This window comes from Mesorhizobium sp. M7A.F.Ca.MR.362.00.0.0, from assembly GCF_004023175.1.
Taxonomy (GTDB): domain Bacteria; phylum Pseudomonadota; class Alphaproteobacteria; order Rhizobiales; family Rhizobiaceae; genus Mesorhizobium.
Window position 1 is genome coordinate 1,211 of sequence record NZ_RZTF01000019.1, and the last position, 19,922, is coordinate 21,132.

The window sequence follows — 19,922 nt, forward strand, 5'->3', positions numbered from 1 at the left end:
GCAGCAAACCGAAATCGAAAGCCTGCATCACGCGAAGGCCGGTCCTTCGCGCCTCGGAAACCTCAACCCAAATCAAAGGAAATTGTCATGACCAACACCAAGATCACCATGCTGACCGCCGTCCTTCTGCTCGGCTCGTTCATGGGTGCCACACAGGCAGCCACCCTGAAGGCCGCGCCGGCCAAGCCGACCAGCCCGGGTGTCATCGCCGCCCCGAGCGGCGGCGCCACCGAAGACCATTACTGCAAGAACGGCCATGCAAAATTCGCCAATTGCAGCGCCGATTTCGTCGCCGCCTGCAAGAAGGTTGGTGGCACCATGTCGGATGTTCAGGGCTGGGGTGGGCGTACTTGCTTCACGCCCTCCTGATACCGTCTCAGGTCAGGCCGCTCCGTCGGCCCCTGACTTCGCATGGATGTCACCCGGAAAACCCCGCTTCGGCGGGGTTTTCTGCGTTTTGATCGCACAATGAATAAAACATTCTTGTTTTGGTCAACTTTTGTTTATTTGACTTCGGCCGACCCGACCGGCCGTTTGCGCTGATTGAGCAAAACAGAGGAGCTATAATGTCGGCAAGCACGGACAACCCCCGCAACGCCCTTGTCATCCCGGTCCTTGGCAGGTTTTACGCGGCTCTGCACGATGGTGCCGAAACCGTTCTTCGCGTCGTCGCCGGCGGGTTTTTCGCCATCCATGGTTCGCAGAAGATCACCAATCCTTTCGGCGCTGCCGAGATGGTCGAGGGTCTCGGTTTCTATCCGGGCGCGTTGTGGTCGTTGCTTCTGGCCTGCACTGAATTCTTCGGCGGCATCTTCATTGCCATCGGGTTTTTGACGCGGCCGGCCGCCTTTGCCGGCCTGTTCGTGCTGCTGGTCACGGTCTGGTTCCACTGGGTCACGATGGACCAAGGTTATTCGGGCGCGGAAAAGTCGCTGCTTTGGGCGGCGATCCTGCTCTTTTTCGTCATTCGCGGCGGCAACCGCCATTCGGTCGACGCCCGTATGGGCAAAGCGTTCTGACAGGCTGATAGCGACGACGCGTCGCCCTTTGCCTTTGGCACGAAACGGATTATGAAACGGCTTCAGCCAAGCTTGCGAGCGCCGGAGCCAGCCATGACCGAAATCCTGCAGACCCCAAAGCTCGTCGTCGTCTTTGGCGGGTCAGGCTTTGTCGGCCGCCATGTCGTGCGCGCGTTGGCCAGGCGCGGCTATCGCATCCGGGTCGCCTGCCGGCGGCCCGATCTTGCCGGCCATTTGCAGCCGCTTGGCAATGTCGGCCAGATCCAGCCGGTGCAGGCCAATGTGCGCGTGCGCTGGTCGGTAGACCGCGCCGTGCAGGGCGCCGACCATGTCGTCAATCTGGTCGCCATCCTGCATGAGAGCGGCCGGCAGAAATTCTCCGCCGTGCACGAGTTCGGCGCCCGCGCAGTGGCCGAGGCCGCACGCTCGGTCGGCGCCGGCCTGACCCACATTTCTGCGCTTGGCGCCGATCTGGACTCCGAATCAGACTACGCGCGCACCAAGGCGCTTGGCGAAAAGGCTGTGCTGGAGACGATCAAGGACGCCGTGATCTTCCGGCCGTCGATCAATTTCGGACCCGAAGACGGCTTCTTCAACCGCTTCGCCAACATGGCGCGCTATTCGCCGGTGCTGCCGCTGATCGGCGGCGGCCAGACCAAGTTCCAGCCGGTCTATGTCGGCGACGTGGCCGAAGCGGTGGCGCGCTCGGTCGACGGCAAGGTGGATGGCGGCCAGATCTATGAACTTGGTGGACCGAAGGTGCTCACCTTCAAGCAGTGCATGGAAGAGCTGCTCGACGTGATCGAGCGCAAGCGGCTGCTGGTGCCGGTGCCGTGGTGGGTGGCCAACATCCAGGCCTCGATCCTCGGCCTGTTGCCCAATCCGCTGCTGACCAAGGACCAGGTGACGCAGTTGCGCGAGCACAACATCGTTTCGGACGCCGCCAACACGACCAACAGGACGCTTGCAGGGCTCGGCATCCAGCCGCAATCGATCGCGACGATCCTGCCCAGCTATCTCTGGCGCTACCGCGCCGCCGGCCAATTCCAGCAACGCAAGCCTGCTGCTTGATTTATCACAACCGTCTGAAGCTGTGTCTCATGCCTGTCGCGGCGTGACCCGCATCGGCAGACCGCCTTGCGGCTGCGTGGTCAGTTTCTGTACCGGCCAGGGTTTGGTTTCGGCTGTCGTGTCGAAGCGGAAGCGCGACAGCATGATCGCCAGCGCGATGATCGCCTCCTGCATGGCGAAGCTGGCGCCGATGCAGACGCGCGGACCCGCGCCAAACGGCAGATACTGGAAGCGGTCGATCTTTTCGCGATTTCCCGGATGGAAGCGCTCCGGCAGGAAGGCATCCGGCCGGTCCCATAGTTTCCTGTGGCGATGCACGACCCAGGGCATCACCAGCACCGCAGCGTGCTTGGGAATATGAAGATCCTTCCACATTTCCGGTTCGATCGGCTCGCGGTTGATCGACGGCGCCGGCGGATACAGCCTGAGCGCTTCGTCGAAAGCCGCACGCGTGAACGGCATGGCATCGAGCCACTTCGTCGGATCGGGCTCGCGCGCCAACACCTGGTCGATCTCCTGCTCGACCCGGTCGCGCTCCCACGGTGATTCAGCCAGGCAATACAGTGTCCAGCCCAGCGCACGCGCCGTCGTCTCATGGCCGGCGCCGATGAAGGTGATGATGTTGTCCTCGACCTCGGCCCGCGTCAGCCCGTCGGGTCCCTCGGCCTTGAGCAGCAGCGTCAGGAAATCCTGCGGCACGGCATCGGGGTCGCGCTTGAATTTCGCTTCGCGCATCTTGACCGTATCGGTGACGATCTTGCGGAAATAGGCCATGGTCTTGCGGCCGCGGATACGGGTCAGCCTCGGCAGCCAGTCGGGCGCGCGCAACAGATCGAGCGGATCGACGCGACCCATGGTCTCGAACAGGCGGTCGATCTCGTTGGCGAAACTGCCGGGCTCGCCTGATATCTCGCCGGAAAACAGCGTCTCGGCCAGGATGTCGTAGGTGAGCAGCGTCATGTCATGGGCGATGTCGGACGTGCCGCCGTCTTCGTAGCGGGTGACGAAGTCCAGCGTGCGTCTCAGCATCGGCTGGGCGAAGCCGAAGATGTGGCGCGGCGTGAACACCGGCGCCATCGCCTTGCGCGACCGCTTCCAGACCTCGCCCTCGGCGGTCAGCAGGCCATCGCGCAGGATCGGCCGCAGGATCTTCTGACGCACCGTCGCCATCTTGTAGTTCCTGGCGTTGTCGACCAGCACATGGCGGATCAGGCCGGGATCATTGGCGACGATCAGATGTCCACCAACACCATTGGCCGAGATCCACGGCTCGTTGTAGGTGTGCTCACCCCACAATTCGAGCGGATTGCGGTAGACGATGCGGATCATCTCCAGCGTCGAGGGCGGCGTGGTGCGCGGCTTCGGCGCCGGGGGAATGAAGGGGGCGGGCTGGACGTCCATGGGCTGCTCCGCTGATACCCCAATGTAGTGGCTGGCAATGCGGGCGTCCATGTGACCGAACGGCAGGCGCAAATATGCGGCCCGAGGCGTCACGGCAGGCGATCCGTTCAGCCGATTGTGACCGCCTCCATGGCGGTGCCGCCTTGTCCGCGGTCGTGCTCTGCCATAGGTCACGGTCACCAACAGATACCGCCAACGAAAGGGGTTCGCCTTGAAGCACCAGTTGAACATCATCATTGGCAGCACGCGGCCCGGCCGAGCCGGACCGGTTTTTGCCGAGTGGCTGGAGGGGTTCGCGCGCGAGCATGGAAAATTCAAGCCGGTGCTGACCGACATCGACACGTTCAAGCTTCCGGTGCTGGACGAACCGCACCATCCAAGGCTCGGCAATTACAAGAACGACCATACCAAGGCCTGGTCGAAAGCGATCGATGCCGCCGATGCCTTCGTCTTCGTGGCGCCGGAATACAATTATTTCGTGGCGCCGGCGATCGTCAACGCGATCGACTATCTCTCGCGCGAATGGAAGTACAAGCCTGCAGCCATTTTCAGCTATGGCGGCGTCTCCGGCGGCCTGCGCGCGGCGCAAGCGCTGAAGCCGTTGCTGACATCGGTCGGCGTCATGCCGATCTCGGAAGGCGTCGCGCTGCCGATGTACCAGAAACTGCTCGATGAGAACGGCGCTTTCAACGCCAGCGAACAGGTGCAGGGCGGAGCCAAAACCATGCTCGACGAACTGTTGCGCTGGAGCGAGGCTTTGAAGCCTATGCGGGTTGCCTGAAAACGCTGGTCTTCCGCAAAAAGCCCGGCTTGCTCATGGCATAAAGAGGTGTAATGTTTGCGCAAATGGACAAGCCGGGGGGCGGTTCGACTTGCGCTTGCTTTTTGCCTTGCTGCTGATGCTCATGAGCACCGCCGCCGCGGTGGCTGAGCGACGCGTGGCTTTGATCATAGCCGAGGACGGCTACCGCCTGGTTCGGCCGCTCGCCAATCCGGTCCATGACGGCGAGGCGATGGCAGCGGCGCTGAAGAAGCTCGGCTTCGAGGTCATCCTCGAAACCAATCGCGACCTGCGGCGAATGCGCCGCGCGCTCGACGATTTTCGCCTGGATGCCAAAGGCGCCGACGTGGCGCTGGTCTACTTCTCCGGCCACGGCGTGGAAATCTCGGGCGACAACCGGCTGCTCCCGATCGATGCCGACGCCTCCTCGCTCGATGCGCTGGAGAAGACCAGCCTGCCGCTGGAAGAGGTGCGCGACAGCGTGGCCGCCACGGCCAAGGTCGGCCTGATCATGCTCGACGCCTGCCGCAGCGATCCCTTTTCGGGAAGCAGCGGTGAAGGGCGCGGCGCGACATCGCTGGCAAAGGATGTCTCCGACAAGGTGAAGCCTGGTCTCGGCCGGATTGGCCGCGCCGAAAACATCCTGTTCGCCTTCTCCGCCGCACCGGGCGAGACGGCTGCCGACGGCACCGGCCAGAACTCGCCCTTCACGACAGCGCTGACCAAATATCTCGGCACCGACGGGCTCGAGATCCGCTCGGTGCTGACGCTGGTGCAGCAGGAGGTCTACGATTTGTCGCGGGGCAAACAGCTGCCTTACGTCGAGAGCGGCCTGCCGAAGCTGTTTTTTGCCGCGGCCGCCAAGCAACAATTGCCGGAGCGCGAGCGCCTGTTGCTTGCCATGGCCGACGTGACGCCGGAAATGCGCGGTGAGGTCGAGCAGGTCGCCAGCGATGCCGACATGCCGCTGGCGCCTCTCTACGGCGTGCTGATCAGCTCCGACGCCAGCCACCTTTCCGCGGACAGCCTGAATGCCCGGTTGCGCGAGGCGGCCGACGCCTTCGTCAAGGTGCGCGGCGAAATGAGGACGCTGGCCTCCGATGATCCGCAGGTGACGGAATTGCGCCGGCAGGCCGAGGAGCAGCTTTCGCTCGGCGCCTTCGATGGGGCTCGCGCCATCCTCGCAAAGGCCGCCGACATCGACAATGTTTCGCGCAACGCCTTGAAGGCCAACTTCGTCAACCGCACGCTGTCCGAGGCGGCGACGCGTTTCCTGTCCGGCGGTGCGGCGCGCGCCGACCTCGACTACGCCATGGCCATCAAGGACTATGAATCGGTGCTGGTCCTCTACGGCGAGGCCGGGCAAACCGATCTGACCCTGGACCAGGCCGACCGCCAGATCCGAACCCTGGACGAGCTCGGCAAGCTCTACACCCTTGTCGGCAACACCGATGCGGCAGGCCGCGCCTTTGCAGCGCTGGTGTCCAATCTCGAGCTGCGTTCGGCCCGGGAAACCGACCCGAGCGTCAAGCGCGATTTTGCCGTCAGCCACATCAAGCTCGGCAACATCAAGCTGGCGCAAGGAGACCTGCCGGAAGCGCTGGAAAACTATCGGACCGCCAGAACCATGCTCAGGGATTTGACCGCTGCCGAACCCGATCGGCTGTCATGGTTCAGCGACTTCGCCATGGCCGACGACAAGATCGGCAATGTGCTTGTGACGCAAGGCGATCTGGCTGGGGCCTCGCAGATCTACCAGGAAGGCTTGTCGGTCAAGAAGCAGCTTGCCGACAACGAACCGGAGCGCGCCGAGCTGCAGCGTGACCTGACCATCAGCTATGACGAGATCGGCGGCCTTGCCCGGGTCATGGGGCAACTGGACAACGCCCAGATGGCCTACGAGGAGAGCCTGAAGATCCGATTGGCATTGGCCGAAAAGAAGCCGCAGGATGCCGAACGGCAGCGCGATGTGTCGGTCAGCCATGATACGATCGGCGACCTCAAGCGCGAGCGCGGCGATGCGGCGGGCGCACTCGCGTCCTATAAAGCGGGCCATGCGATCGTCGAACAATTGGTGGGCCGCGACCCCGACAACAGTGAGCTGAAGCGCGACCTGTCTGTCGGCAATGCAAAGATGGGCAATGCGCTGAGCGATCAAGAGGACTGGCCGGCAGCCCTCGCCGCCTATAGGCAAGCCCTCTCGATAGCCCGCATGCTGGCGGCCAGTGACCCTGCCAACGCCGACTGGCAACGCGACCTTTCGGTCAGCCTGGAAAAGGTCGCCGGCATTCTGGCGATTCAGGGCGACCGCGCCGGAGCGCTCAAGGCCTATACAGACAGTTTCGCTATCGCCGACCGGCTGGCCAAGCTCGACCCTGCCAATGCCGACTGGCAACGCGACCTGTCGATCACTCTGTCCGAGATCGGCATGCTCAAGGCCAAGCAGCGCGACGTCAAAGGCGCGCGGCAGGCTTTCCAGGACAGTCTCGACATCCGCCAGAAGCTCGCCCGGTCCGACCCAAACAACGCCACCTGGCAGCGCGACCTGGTGGTTGCCATGATCGACTACGCTCAGGTCGCCAAGAACCCCAAGACGGTGCTTTCGCAGGCGCTGGACATGACGCTGGAGCTCGACCGCAGCGGGCGGCTGGCGCCGCGATACAAGTCCATGATCAAGTTTCTCAGGGACCGGCTGGCCAAAGTGAAATAGGGCCTGACGGGAGGCTGCCATGGACAGCCGGCTCATTCCCCGTGAAATGCCTGCAAACCTTGGAAAAACCGCCTTTTGCGCCTATATCTAGTGCATATCAGAGGCGCGATTCGGAGCGGGTTTTTCGCGCCGTGTAAGCGGCATCCAGACAACAGGTTTTCATGAGCGATCAGATCGACAACAACAACGGCGCTGAAGCCGAATACGGCGCCGATTCCATCAAAGTTTTGAAGGGGTTGGATGCTGTCCGCAAACGCCCCGGAATGTATATCGGCGATACCGACGACGGTTCGGGCCTGCATCACATGGTCTATGAAGTGGTCGACAACGCCATCGACGAGGCGCTGGCCGGTCACGCCGATCTCGTCACCGTGACGCTCAACCCCGATGGTTCGGTCACCGTGATCGACAATGGCCGCGGAATTCCGACCGATATCCACACCGGAGAAGGCATTTCGGCGGCCGAAGTGATCATGACGCAGCTGCATGCCGGCGGCAAGTTCGACCAGAATTCCTACAAGGTCTCGGGCGGCCTGCATGGCGTCGGCGTCTCGGTGGTCAACGCGCTGTCGGCGTGGCTGAAGCTGAAAATCCGCCGCAACGGCCAGATCTTCGAGATGAGTTTCACGCATGGCAATGCCGACGCGCCGCTGAAGGCGACCGGCAGCTATGAGCAGGACAAGCAGCCGGGCACCTATGAGGGCCGCAGCGGCAGCCAGATCACCTTCTTCCCGTCGGCCGAGACCTTCACCATGGTCGAATTCGACTTCGGCACGCTGGAACACCGGCTGCGCGAGCTTGCCTTCCTCAATTCCGGCGTGCGCATCATTTTGACCGATGCCCGTCACGCCGACGTCGTGCGCCATGAGCTGCACTATGATGGAGGCCTCGAGGAATTCGTCAAATATCTCGATCGGGTCAAGAAACCGCTGATCGACAAGCCGATCGCCATCCGGGCGGAGCGCGACGGGATCACCGTCGAAGTGGCGATGTGGTGGAACGACAGCTACCACGAGAACGTGCTGGCCTTCACCAACAACATCCCTCAGCGCGATGGCGGCACGCATCTGGCCGGCTTTCGCGGCGCGCTGACGCGCCAGATCACCGGCTATGGCGAATCCTCCGGCCTGACCAAGAAGGAAAAGGTCTCGCTGATCGGCGACGATTGCCGCGAAGGCCTGACGGCGGTGCTTTCAGTCAAGGTTCCAGATCCGAAATTCTCCTCGCAGACCAAGGACAAGCTGGTCTCGTCGGAAGTCCGTCCTGTCGTCGAAGGCCTGGTCAACGAAGCGCTCGGCACCTGGCTGGAAGAACATCCGAGCGAAGGCAAGGTGGTCGTCGACAAGGTGATCCAGGCCGCGGCGGCGCGTGAAGCGGCGCGCAAGGCGCGCGATATCACCCGCAAGAGCTCGCTCGGCGTCACTTCCCTGCCCGGCAAACTGGCCGACTGCCAGGAACGCGACCCGGCGAAGTCCGAAATCTTCATCGTCGAGGGTGACTCCGCCGGCGGCTCGGCCAAGGGTGGGCGTTCGCGCCAGAACCAGGCGATCCTGCCGTTGCGCGGCAAGATCCTCAATGTCGAGCGGGCGCGCTTCGACCGCATGCTCGGCTCCGACATGATCGGCACGCTGATCACGGCGCTCGGAACCTCGATCGGCAAGGACGAGTTCAACGCCGACAAGCTGCGCTACCACAAGATCATCCTGATGACCGACGCCGATGTCGACGGCGCCCATATCAGAACCTTGCTGCTGACCTTCTTCTTCCGGCAGATGCCGGAGCTGATCGAGCGCGGCCATCTCTACATCGCCCAGCCGCCGCTCTACAAGGTGACGCGCGGCAAGAGCTCGCAATACATCAAGGACGAGAGCGCGTTCGAGGAGTTCCTGATCGGCTCGGGACTGGAGGAAGCATCGCTTACGCTCGGCTCGGGCGAGGTTCGCATCGGACAGGACCTGCGCGGAGCCATCGACGACGCACTGGCGGTGCGCCAGCTGATCAACGGCCTGCACACGCGCTACAACAGAGGCGTGGTCGAGCAGGCGGCGATCGCCGGCGGGCTCAACCCGGACGTGTTCGCCGATCTCGGCCGCGCCAACGCCATGGCGGAGCGGATTGCAAAACGCCTCGACATCATTGCCGAGGACACCGAGCGCGGCTGGACCGGCCGCATGTCGACCTCGAATGAAGGCGTCGGCGGCTATGTGTTCGAGCGCACGGTGCGCAGCGTCAAGGAATACGCGCATCTCGATCTGGCGCTGATCAATTCGGCCGACGCACGCCAGCTCGACCGCTACGCACAGCGCCTCAGCGAGGTCTACGGCTCGCCGCCGGTGCTGCGCCGCAAGGATGTCTCCGAAACCATCTCGGGGCCGCTGGCGATGCTCAATGCGGTCTTTGCGACCGGCCGCAAGGGCCTGACAATGCAGCGCTACAAGGGTCTCGGCGAGATGAACGCCGAACAGCTGTGGGAAACCACGCTTGACCCGAATGTGCGCTCGCTGCTGCAGGTCAAGGTCAATGACGCGACCGACGCGGATTCACTATTTTCGAGGCTGATGGGCGACGAGGTCGAACCCAGGCGCGAGTTCATCCAGGACAACGCGCTGTCGGTCGCCAATCTGGATATCTGATCCGGACGTTAAATTCTGAATTGGCGCGCTGCGGGGCGCCAATTGTTCCACCGGCGGCAACAAAATCATTTTACAGCGCCCCGGAACGGAAGTCCCTGCGGGACATTGTGACAACATCGATCACAGTTTCTTACAGGAGGCCTTCATGGGACGCGGCATTTTGCTCTGGTTGCTCGGTATTCCGATCCCGATCATCATTCTGATCATGCTGTTCGTACGGTAGGGGGCTTCCATGCAGTCCACCCTATCGGCTGTCGACGTTTCCACTTCAACAGAATCCTCCTCCACCGCCGTCAGTTGGGGACCGATCGTCGCCGGTGCCTTCGCGGCTTCCACGTTGACCTTCATCCTCATGCTGCTCGGTTCGGGGCTGGGATTGACCATGGTGTCGCCATGGTCGGGATCCGGCGCATCTGTCACCACTTTCGCGGCGTCCACCGCCGTCTGGCTTGTCATCGTGCAATGGCTGTCCTCTGGTGTCGGAGGCTATCTTGCCGGGCGGCTGCGCACCAAATGGGTCGGCATCCACACCGATGAGGTCTATTTCCGGGACACCGCACACGGCTTTCTTGCCTGGGCGCTGGCCACCTTGCTCGTCGTCGGCGTGCTTGGCTCCGCCCTTTCCGCAGCAATCGGTTCAGGCGTGCAGGCGGTGTCCACCGTCGCGTCTGGCGCTGCCATGGGTGCATCGGCGGGGGCTTCGGCCGATGCCGGCAGCGCATCGGTCGACAATGCGACATCCTACCTTGTGGATTCGCTGTTCCGTCCGGCCGATCCGGGCAGGCTGGCTGCCGCCAATCCAGACAGCGATACCGCCGCGACCGGGCAGGCCTCGCGCATCCTGATCGCCGGTGCGGCGGCAGGCGAGGTTTCGGCAGACGACAAGACCTACCTGTCGCAACTCGTCGCCGCTCGCACCGGTCTTTCGGAAGCAGATGCCAAGGCGCGGGTGGATGGCGATCATCGCCAGGGCTCAGGACGCCAAGGTCAAGGCGCAGCAGGCCGCCGACACTGCCAGGAAGGCCGGTGCGACATTTGCCCTGCTTGGTGCGCTGTCGCTGGCCATCGGCGCCTTCATCGCCAGTGCTGCCGCGGCCCTTGGGGGCAGGCAGCGCGACGATGAGGAAGCGGTTTTTCTCACCAGCCGCTGAAGCGGCTCAGCATTGAAAAGCAAAAGCCCGGCCTTGCGCCGGGCTTTTGTGTTTGGGTCAGTCGCGCCGTGGCGAAATCAGTGGTCCATCGCCTTGACGATCTCTTCAGTCATCTTCTTGGCATCGCCGAGCAGCATCATGGTGCCGTCCTTGTAGAACAGCGTGTTGTCGATGCCGGCATAGCCGGAGCCGAGCGAGCGCTTGACGAACAGGCAGGTGCGGGCCTTGTCGACGTCGAGGATCGGCATGCCGTAGATCGGCGACGACTTGTCGTCGCGCGCGGACGGGTTGGTGACGTCGTTGGCGCCGATGACATAGGCGACATCGGCTTGCGCGAATTCCGAGTTGATGTCCTCGAGTTCGAACACTTCGTCGTAGGGCACATTAGCTTCGGCGAGCAGCACGTTCATGTGGCCGGGCATGCGGCCGGCGACCGGGTGGATCGCGTATTTGACGTCGACGCCATTGGCCTTGAGCTTGTCGGCCATTTCGCGCAGCGCATGCTGCGCCTGGGCAACCGCCATCCCGTAGCCCGGCACGATGATGACTTTTTGGGCGTTCATCATCAGATAGGCGGCGTCGTCGGCCGAGCCCTGCTTGACCGTGCGTTCGATGCCGTCATCGGCGGCCGCTGCAGTCTCCCCACCGAAGCCGCCGAGAATGACCGAGATGAAGCTTCGGTTCATGCCTTTGCACATGATGTAGGACAGGATCGCGCCGGATGAGCCGACCAGCGCACCGGTGATGATCAGCGCCAGATTGCCGAGCGTGAAGCCCAGCGCCGCCGCCGCCCAGCCCGAATAGGAATTGAGCATCGAGACGACGACCGGCATGTCGGCGCCGCCGATCGGGATGATCAGCAGGATGCCGAGCACCAGCGAGGCAGCGACAATCAGCCAGAAGACCAGCTTGGACTCGGTGGTGACCAGCAGCACGATCAGCACGACGAGCGCGATGGCAAGTGCCGCGTTGATGAAGTGGCGTCCACCGATCATGATCGGCTTGCCGGACATGCGGCCGTCGAGCTTGAGGAAGGCGATGACCGAGCCGGTGAAGGTGATGGCGCCGATGGCGACGCCAAGGCTCATCTCGATCAGCGCCTGGGCATGGATGTCGCCAGCCGTGCCGATGCCGAAGCTTTCCGGCGCATAGATGGCGGCGGCCGCCACCATGACGGCGGCGAGGCCGACCAGCGAGTGGAAGGCGGCGACCAGCTGCGGCATCGAGGTCATGGCGATGCGGCGCGCGGTGACGGCGCCGACGCCGCCGCCGATGGCCAGGCCGAGCACGATCAGGCCGAAGCGGCCGGCCGAGGGGGTTGCCAGCGCCAATGTGGTGGCGATGGCGATGCCCATGCCGATCATGCCGTAGAGATTGCCCTGGCGGCTGGTGGTCGGATGCGACAGGCCGCGCAGCGCCATGATGAACAGGACGCCGGAGACGAGGTAGAGGAAGGACGCGAAGTTGGCGTTCATGGCGCTCTACTTGTCCTTCTTCTTGTACATGGCCAGCATGCGCTGGGTGACGAGGAAGCCGCCGAAGATGTTGACCGACACCAGCATCAGCGCGACGAAGCCGAAGCCCGCGGCAATGCCGGAGGCGGCGATGCCGACGGCAAGCAGCGCGCCGACGACGATGACCGAAGAGATGGCGTTGGTGACGGCCATCAGCGGCGTATGCAGTGCGGGGGTCACCGACCAGACGACGTAATAGCCGACGAAGATCGCCAGCACGAAGATGGCGAAGCGGAAGACGAAGGGATCGATGGCACCGCCGGAGAGCGCATGCGCGGCATCACCCGCCGCGTCGGCACCACCAGGCGCGGTCGCCAGATTGTGCACTGCCAGCCGAACCGCGGCGGAGGCCTGGTCGAGCTGGTCGAGGGCTTTCTGCAGGGTCTGATCCATCACGCGATCCCTTTCGGCTTCGACGAGGGCGACTTGGATGCGGCCGGTTTCTTGGACGCGGCTTTCTTTGCAGCAGCGGGTTTGTCCGAGGCGTCGGCAACCATGGTCTTGGCCGGTATCGCGGCCGGCTCGAGATGGGGTTGCTGATCGGCCTTTATGAAAGCAGGATGCACGATCTTGCCGCCGTTAGTCAGCATCGTTGCCTTGACCAGATCGTCGTCCCGGTTGATGGCAAGCGTTTTCGTCGTCTTGTCGACCAGCGTTTCGAGGAAGGCGAAGAGGTTCCGGGCATAAAGCAGCGATGCCGACGCCGCGATGCGGCCGGGCACATTGAGATGGCCGACAATCTTGACGTTGTTGGCGGTGGTGACGACCTTGCCGGCTTCGGCGCCCTCGACATTGCCGCCACGCTCGACCGCCAGATCGACGAGAACCGAGCCCGGCTTCATCGAAGCGACCATGGCCGCCGATACCAGCTTGGGCGCCGGTCGGCCGGGAATAAGCGCGGTGGTGATGACGATATCCTGCTTGGCGATGTGCTCTGATGTGAGTGCCGCCTGCTTGGCCTGGTATTCCTTCGACATTTCCTTGGCGTAGCCGCCGGCCGTTTCGGCCGCCTTGAATTCCTCGTCCTCGACCGCAAGGAACTTTGCGCCGAGCGAGGCGACCTGTTCCTTGGCGGCAGGGCGAACGTCGGTGGCGGTGACGACCGCACCAAGCCGGCGCGCGGTGGCGATCGCCTGCAGGCCGGCGACACCGACGCCCATGATGAAGACCTTCGCCGCCGGCACCGTGCCGGCCGCCGTCATCATCATCGGCAGCGCGCGATCATATTCCGAAGCCCCGTCGATCACCGCCTGGTAGCCGGCCAAATTGGCCTGCGAGGACAAAACGTCCATCGACTGGGCGCGGGTGATGCGCGGCATGAATTCCATCGAGAACGCGGTGACGCCAGCCTTGGCCAGGGCTGCCACAGCGGCATCATTGCCATAGGGATCCATGATGGCAATGACCGCTGTACCGGGTTTGTAGCTCTTCAGCTCGGCATCGCCGGGCCGGCGCACCTTCAGCACGACATCGGCCTTGGCGACATCGGAAGCTTTGCCGATGGCGGCGCCGGCGCTCGCATAATCGGCATCGACGATGCGCGAATTCAGACCGGCGCCGCTTTCGACGACGACGTCGAAGCCCAACGCCGCCAGCCGTTTCACCGTATCGGGCGAGGCCGCGACGCGCGGCTCGTTGGCATCGAGCTCACGAGGGATGAAAACCGTCTGTCCCACCGCATGATCCTTTCGGCCGGAAGCTATTTCCCGCAAGACGCCGGCCGGCCTCGCGGCGGCGCCGTGGACAAGGTGTCGGAAAATCTATCGGAGGATAAAGGCGCCGACGGCCATAATCAGCACGAACAGGATGGTCGCCGAGAAGAAGCCGCCCGCGAAGAAGCCGAAGGCCATCGCCAGAAGCAGGGCTCCGCAGAAAAGCGATCCGTATTTGGCCAGCGCGAGGAAGCCCGCATAGGTGCGGTCATGCTCGGCATAGTCCATCTTCGCGCCCAGTTCGACAGGACCGGTCGGCGAGTGATCAGCCATAGGAATACCCCTTCGAAGACATCTTTCAGGCACATAGCGAAAAGCCGGGCCGAGAGCAATGGCGCTATTGCCGCACAACAGCGGACAACTGCCTCAACGGAAACTTGAAGCCGGTGGCCAACGCGCCGGAGCCGAACTCAGTGCGTGATGCGGAAAGATGCCCCAGAAGCGGTTGAGGCGGACGGTTGCAATCCCTCAGCCGGCTAGATGCGGAAATAGCCCGAGCAACCCGACGACGATCAGGTAGAGCGCGACGATGTAGTTCAACAGCCTTGGCATGACCAGGATCAGCACGCCGGCGATCAGCGAGATAAGTGGGGTGAGCGCAAGTGTGGAAATGGTCATGACGGGTTCCTTTGGCATATCCGTGGATTCGGCGACCAATGGCGAGGACGACAAGGCGCCGAGCCATCAGAACGCGTATCCGGCCGGAAAGCTCCAGTGGTTCTGCGAAACGCCTAATCTCAGGCGGCTTCGCGAAAATATTTGGCAGTCGGCAGGATGGTCAGCGGCGCCAATTCTCCAGCACCAGGTGTCTCGAACAGCATACGCTGCTCCAGAGATGTGGATCGGAAGAATGGGAAGCGCGAGAACGACCGCTCGCGAATGGCAGCGACATTGGCGCGATAAAGCACGACCTTGTAGTTCAGGCCCGGATAGTCGCGCAGCTCGCCGATCTGCTCAGAACTGTAGATACGACGGTAGAAACCCGCATGTTCGGGCCGGATAGTCGAGAGACAGTAAGGTGCGTCGAAGTAGAAGCAGGCCATTCCGGCAAGGCGCAGCGTCAGGTAGGGGATCTGCGGATAGACCTTCGACCAGTCTGGGTCGGCAGCAAAGCGGCTCGGATCGGCAAAGTGCGCACCCGCAGCCAGCATCGGGCGCAGGATGTCGCCGTAGACAGTTGTAGACGGCGATTGTGGCGTGGCCCGGCAGGCATGATGAATGCGCACCGTGGAGACCAGGATGCCGTCAATATAGACGCCGAACTTGGAACAATTTTCAGCTTCGTCGAGCTCGTCATGCACAATATGTTCCGGATTTTCCGACACCATATCATTCAAGCGATAGGATTTGTAGCGTAACCTATAGATGTCTTCGAGATCCTCCCCCTTGTCGCAGCGGCGATATTCCGTCCGCTCAAGCATCGCTGAAACATTGCGGGCGAAACTCGACATGCTGTCGGGCGAATTTTCTTCACCCCCGCCCGCCACATGGCCAAGCGCTTCCAACTGCACATCCATACTCAAACCCTCGTAAGTTTCCGCCGCAGTTCAACCTACGACGGGACCCTGAGATGTAAAAGATGAAAATGGAGCACACGTCGTTTACCGATCATTAACGTTAACGATCCGTAAATTTTTATGAAAAGGCGACACTCTTCCCGGCACCGGTCAGCGGCGTGCGGCTCTCTTGGCTGTATTGATGTCCTTGGCGAAGGGCCATACCGTGTTCGACATGGTTTCGATGCCGGAAGCGCTGAGCGCCGAACCGAACAGGAACCCCTGGACAAGGTCGGGCTTGACCTGCAGCGCCAGTATCTTGAGCTGCTCGAAGGTCTCTACACCCTCGACGGTGACCGAAAGCCCCAGCGGCCGCGATAGGTTGACGATACCCTTGAGCAGCTCGAGCGAACGGGGGTTCTGGGTGACGTCCATCAGGAACGAGCGGTCGATCTTGATCTTGTCGAGCGGCAGTTTGTGCAGATAGCTCAGGCTCGAATAGCCGGTGCCGAAATCGTCGAGCGCGATGCGTACGCCGATCTGCTTCAGCTCCTCGATATACTGGCGCGTCAGCGACTTGTCGTCGAGCAGCGCCGTTTCGGTGACCTCGATCTCGAGCCGGGAGGCGGCGAGGCCGGAGCCGGCCAACGCATCGCGAACCTTCTGGATGACGTCGCGGTTGCGGAAATCCTTGGCCGAGAGATTGACCGAGACGCTGGTCTGGTCCGGCCATTTGGCGCATTCGGCGCAGGCTGCCTGCAGCACGAAGGTGCTGATCTCGGAAATGATGCCCATTTCCTCGGCCAAAGGAATGAAGATGCTGGGCGAGATCGGCCCGAGATCGGGATGATCCCACCGGCACAACGCCTCGCAGCTGGCGATACGCATGGTGCTCATCGCCACGATCGGCTGATAGACCACCCTCAAGCCCTTGCTTTCCACGGCTGTACGCAGGTCCGCCTTCATCAGCTGACGGTTGCGGAAGGCGGCATCCATCGAGGCTTCGAACAGCCGCCAGCTGTTCTTGCCGAGCTCCTTGGCCTTGTAGAGCGCCAGGTCCGCCTTGACGATCATGGCGTCGACATCGGTATCCTTGACCCGTGACAGCACCGCGCCGCCGCTGGCCTGAATGCGCAGCCCGTGACCGGCGACGTCGACTTCCCCTTGCAGGCCGGCGAAAATCTCGTCGAGCTGGCTGGTCAGATGGCTCTCATCCTCGACGCGGTCGAAGAAGATCATGAACTCGTCGCCACCGAAACGGCTGACCGTGATATCTTGCCTGGCAATGGCGGCAAGCCGCTCGGCAACGGCATAGATCAAGCCATCGCCGATCGGATGGCCAAGCGTGTCGTTGACGCTCTTGAAATCGTCGAGGTCGAGCACCGCAAGGCCGCAGAGACGATCGCGATCGCCTGATACCATGGCCTCGCCTACCAGTTCATGGAAATAGGCGCGGTTGGGCAGGCCGGTGAGGTTGTCGTAACGTGCCATGAAGCGGATCTTGTCTTCCGCCTCGACACGGGCGGTGACGTCCTCGAAGGTGATGACGCCCAGTTCCTGGCTGCCTTCGCGAGCCGAGAACTCGTAATGCTGGCCGTTGGCGAGGGAAACCAGCACCTTGCGGTCGCGGCCCTCGCGCAGGGCACGCGTCAGCTGGGCCTCGATGTAGCGGCAATCCTTGGGCGCCAGCATGCCGCCGGCGACACCGCGCATCAACAGACCATGGATCGACCGGCCGAGCAACGCGTCGGGCGACTTGAGCGACATCAGATGCGCGGCCTCGGCATTGGCCACCGCGACGCGGCCGTCCGGGCCGAGCATGACAAGGCCGTGCGACATGGTGTTGAGCGCTCGGTTGAAGCGCTGGGCGATGCGATTGGCCTTTTTTTCCTCGGACAGGGCGGCGAAAAGCACCTCGCGGACCAGATCGGCGAAGCGCTTGATAGCAAAAAGAAATGGCGCCGAAAGCAGGCCGAGAATGAAGTGATAGGGATCGCCCCGCAGGATGAAGCCCAGCGAGATCGGCCAAGTCATGGTCATAATGAAGATCACGACCATCCTGGGCGAACCATAGTTGCGGCCAGCAATAGACGTGGCGGAGGCAAGCGTCACGCAGACGGCAGCTATTTCCGCGAACGGGTCATAGGCAAGATAGATGCCGACAAAGCAGAAGGCGCCAAGCATGAAGCCATGCATCGAGCCGTACAGTATGTAGTCGTTCTCGCGGCGACGCGCCTCTTCCCAATTTTGAGGCGAAGGAGCGTGGCGATATTTCCTGATGTTGCGAAGACGAAGGAAGGCGACAGCCAGCAGTCCGAGGGTGACGGCGAGATAGGCCGGATCCATGGTTTTCCAGTAAACCAGCACGACCAGCAGGGTTTGGGCAAAGAATCCTATCGAAAGCGTCAACCCGTCGCGAAACAAGGTTTCCACGAACGGAATGTAGACGTCGACCGGAATCTCGTTCTTCTTTATCAGATTCAACGCCTGAATCCCAACCCTGGGGAGCCAAGCAGTGCCACATCCGCCTTAAGAAAGATTTAGAGAGGCCCCGCCGCTCCTGCCGTCAAGCCGGGTGACGTAACGGAAAGCAAGGAAATTGTCGTTCAGGTAAACAAGGCGTATCGATCATTCCGCGGCCTGAAGTTTCGGCCGCGCCAGCGTACTCGACAGGCGTTCGAGCAGCCTTTGGCGTTCGCTCAAGGCCTTGTCGGCGCTGGCTCGACGGACGTGGCCATAGCCGCGAATCAGGGCCGGCACCGAGGCCAGCGCAACCGCCGCATCGACCCTGGCCGGGGCCAGCGATCCGGCGATGAGCTCCAGATCCGCCTCATACTGCGCCAGCAGCCGCCGCTCCATGCGCCGTTCGGCGGTGTAGCCGAACAGGTCGAAGGCGGTGCCGCGCAGGCCCTTCATCGCCGACAGCAGGCGAAAACCCTTCATCATCCACGGGCCGAAGCTGGATTTCCTAGGGCTTCCGTCATTGCCGCGACGGCCCATGATCGGCGGCGCGAGGTGGAATTCGAGCCTTTCGTAGCTCTGGAACTGCTTGCCCAGTTCGGCGGCGAAAGAGCCGTCGGTATAGAGCCGCGCCACCTCGTATTCGTCCTTGATCGCCATCAGCTTGAACAGGTTCCTGGCGGCGGCCTGCGATACCGTGGTCGACCCAGGTACGGCCTTCGCTTCGGCGGCGCGCAAAACGGCCAGTTTTTCGGCATAACGCCTGCCATAGGCGGCGTTCTGATAGGCTGTCAGGAAGGCGACGCGGCGGGCGATGATATCGTCCAGTGTCTCGGCGACATCCGTGCCCGGGCCGGCCTTTCCAGCGACGGCTGGACCCGGCTGGGCAACGAGGCCGCGCACGAATTCCGGCTGATGGGCAGCGCGACGTCCCCAGCGGAACGCGGCGACGTTCATCGCCACGGCTTCGCCATTGAGCTCGATCGCCTTCTCGACCGCCTCGGCGGATAGCGGCAGCCCGCCATGCTGGAAGGCAAAGCCGAGCATGAACATGTTGGCGCCGAGCGAGTTGCCGAAAAGTGCCGTGGCGGTGCGGGTGGCGTCGAAGAAATGCGCCTTGTCGTCGCCCGCGGCCGCACGGATCACCTTTTTCAGCCGCTCTATCGGCAACGAAAAATCCGCCGAGCGGGCAAATTCGCCAGGCATGATCTCGGCGGTGTTGGCGACGAAGATGGTGTGGCCCTCGCGCACCGCGGTCAGCACCTTCTTGGCGCCCGACACGACGAGATCGCAGCCAAGCACCAGATCGGCCTTGCCGGCCGAAACGCGGATGGCATGGATGTCGTCGGGGGTGCGGGCGATGCGGACATGCGTGAACACCGAGCCACCCTTCTGGGCGAGGCCGGCCATGTCGATCATGCCGCAGCCTTTGTCCTCGAGATGCGCCGCCATGCCAAGCACCGCACCTACGGTGACGACGCCCGTGCCGCCGACGCCGTCGATGATCGCCGCCCAGCCCTGCTCGCCAAGCGGGAATTGCGCCGGCACAGGCACGCCTTCCAGCGGATCGGCCTTGCCGGCCAGGCCCTCGGCCTTGCGGATCTTGGCGCCGTGCACAGTGACGAAGGACGGGCAGAAGCCGTTGACGCAGGAGAAATCCTTGTTGCAGCTCGACTGATCGATCTTGCGCTTGCGGCCGAATTCGGTCTCGACCGGCTGGATCGAGACGCAGTTCGACTGCACGCCGCAATCGCCGCAGCCCTCGCAGACCAGCTCGTTGATGAAGACCCGCTTGTCGGGATCGGGGAAGGTGCCGCGCTTGCGGCGGCGGCGTTTTTCGGCGGCGCAGGTCTGGTCGTAGAGCAGCACGGAGACGCCTTTGACATCGCGCAGCTCGCGCTGGACAAGATCGAGGTCGTCGCGGTGATGGATGGTGGCGCCGGCCGGGAATTCGGCCTTGCCGGCATATTTGCC

At 62.8% G+C, this 19,922-nt stretch carries 15 protein-coding genes and 1 pseudogene; 7 read left to right on the top strand and 9 right to left on the bottom strand.

The genetic code is table 11. The features are described 5' to 3' along the window. Positions 1–87 precede the first annotated feature (87 nt). From EOC06_RS04815 to EOC06_RS04825, 3 genes are all read left to right on the top strand, one after another. A complete protein-coding gene (locus EOC06_RS04815) occupies positions 88–369 on the top strand; it encodes a hypothetical protein (RefSeq protein ID WP_127270320.1) in 282 nt (93 codons plus the stop codon). Positions 370–566: 197 nt separating this feature from the next. Beyond that, positions 567–1,019 (top strand): DoxX family protein, encoded by a 453-nt coding sequence (locus EOC06_RS04820; protein WP_127270318.1) that lies wholly within the window; start codon positions 567–569, stop codon positions 1,017–1,019. Between the two features lie 93 nt (positions 1,020–1,112). Further along, a complete protein-coding gene (locus EOC06_RS04825) occupies positions 1,113–2,090 on the top strand; it encodes a complex I NDUFA9 subunit family protein (RefSeq protein WP_128307214.1) in 978 nt (325 codons plus the stop codon). Positions 2,091–2,117: 27 nt separating this feature from the next. Here the strand turns inward: EOC06_RS04825 and EOC06_RS04830 are convergent, their stop codons facing one another. Then, positions 2,118–3,491 carry a cytochrome P450 gene (locus EOC06_RS04830; RefSeq protein ID WP_128307215.1) on the bottom strand — a complete coding sequence of 458 codons (1,374 nt, stop codon included), beginning with the start codon at positions 3,489–3,491 and terminating at the stop codon, positions 2,118–2,120. 211 nt (positions 3,492–3,702) lie between these two features. Between EOC06_RS04830 and EOC06_RS04835 the strand changes: the two genes are divergently transcribed. The 4 genes and pseudogenes from EOC06_RS04835 to EOC06_RS04850 all read left to right on the top strand — a co-directional run bounded on the left by EOC06_RS04835 (position 3,703) and on the right by EOC06_RS04850 (position 10,766). Then, complete coding sequence (locus EOC06_RS04835; protein WP_128307216.1) at positions 3,703–4,272, top strand: NADPH-dependent FMN reductase; 570 nt, start codon at positions 3,703–3,705, stop codon at positions 4,270–4,272. 91 nt (positions 4,273–4,363) lie between these two features. After that, complete coding sequence (locus tag EOC06_RS04840) at positions 4,364–6,982, top strand: caspase family protein (protein WP_128307217.1); 2,619 nt, start codon at positions 4,364–4,366, stop codon at positions 6,980–6,982. A 161-nt stretch (positions 6,983–7,143) separates the two neighbouring features. Next, complete coding sequence (gene gyrB / locus EOC06_RS04845) at positions 7,144–9,615, top strand: DNA topoisomerase (ATP-hydrolyzing) subunit B (protein ID WP_128307218.1); 2,472 nt, start codon at positions 7,144–7,146, stop codon at positions 9,613–9,615. Between the two features lie 232 nt (positions 9,616–9,847). Then, positions 9,848–10,766: pseudogene (locus tag EOC06_RS04850) on the top strand (hypothetical protein). Between the two features lie 77 nt (positions 10,767–10,843). On the opposite strand, the gene EOC06_RS04855 reads toward EOC06_RS04850, so the two are convergent. The 8 genes from EOC06_RS04855 to EOC06_RS41705 all read right to left on the bottom strand — a co-directional run. Continuing rightward, on the bottom strand, positions 10,844–12,241 hold the full coding sequence (locus EOC06_RS04855) for an NAD(P)(+) transhydrogenase (Re/Si-specific) subunit beta (protein ID WP_128307219.1): 1,398 nt from the start codon (positions 12,239–12,241) through the stop codon (positions 10,844–10,846). Positions 12,242–12,247: 6 nt separating this feature from the next. After that, entirely contained in the window at positions 12,248–12,676 is a 429-nt protein-coding gene (locus tag EOC06_RS04860) for a proton-translocating transhydrogenase family protein (protein ID WP_189522886.1), read from the bottom strand. Then, positions 12,673–13,956, bottom strand: a complete 1,284-nt coding sequence (locus EOC06_RS04865; RefSeq protein ID WP_128307220.1) for a Re/Si-specific NAD(P)(+) transhydrogenase subunit alpha — start codon at positions 13,954–13,956, stop codon at positions 12,673–12,675. The genes EOC06_RS04860 and EOC06_RS04865 overlap by 4 nt, the downstream gene beginning before the upstream one ends. A gap of 84 nt (positions 13,957–14,040) precedes the next feature. After that, positions 14,041–14,265, bottom strand: coding sequence for an aa3-type cytochrome c oxidase subunit IV (locus tag EOC06_RS04870; protein ID WP_127267396.1), 225 nt, complete (start codon positions 14,263–14,265; stop codon positions 14,041–14,043). 195 nt (positions 14,266–14,460) lie between these two features. Then, on the bottom strand, positions 14,461–14,610 hold the full coding sequence (locus tag EOC06_RS04875) for a DUF3096 domain-containing protein (RefSeq protein ID WP_013528205.1): 150 nt from the start codon (positions 14,608–14,610) through the stop codon (positions 14,461–14,463). A gap of 119 nt (positions 14,611–14,729) precedes the next feature. Next, positions 14,730–15,509, bottom strand: coding sequence for a hypothetical protein (locus EOC06_RS04880; protein WP_128307221.1), 780 nt, complete (start codon positions 15,507–15,509; stop codon positions 14,730–14,732). A 150-nt stretch (positions 15,510–15,659) separates the two neighbouring features. Next, positions 15,660–17,972, bottom strand: coding sequence for a bifunctional diguanylate cyclase/phosphodiesterase (locus EOC06_RS04885; protein WP_127267398.1), 2,313 nt, complete (start codon positions 17,970–17,972; stop codon positions 15,660–15,662). A 144-nt stretch (positions 17,973–18,116) separates the two neighbouring features. Beyond that, positions 18,117–19,922, bottom strand: a 1,806-nt coding sequence (locus EOC06_RS41705) for a DUF6537 domain-containing protein (RefSeq protein ID WP_245469337.1), incomplete at its 5' end; no start/stop codon positions are given.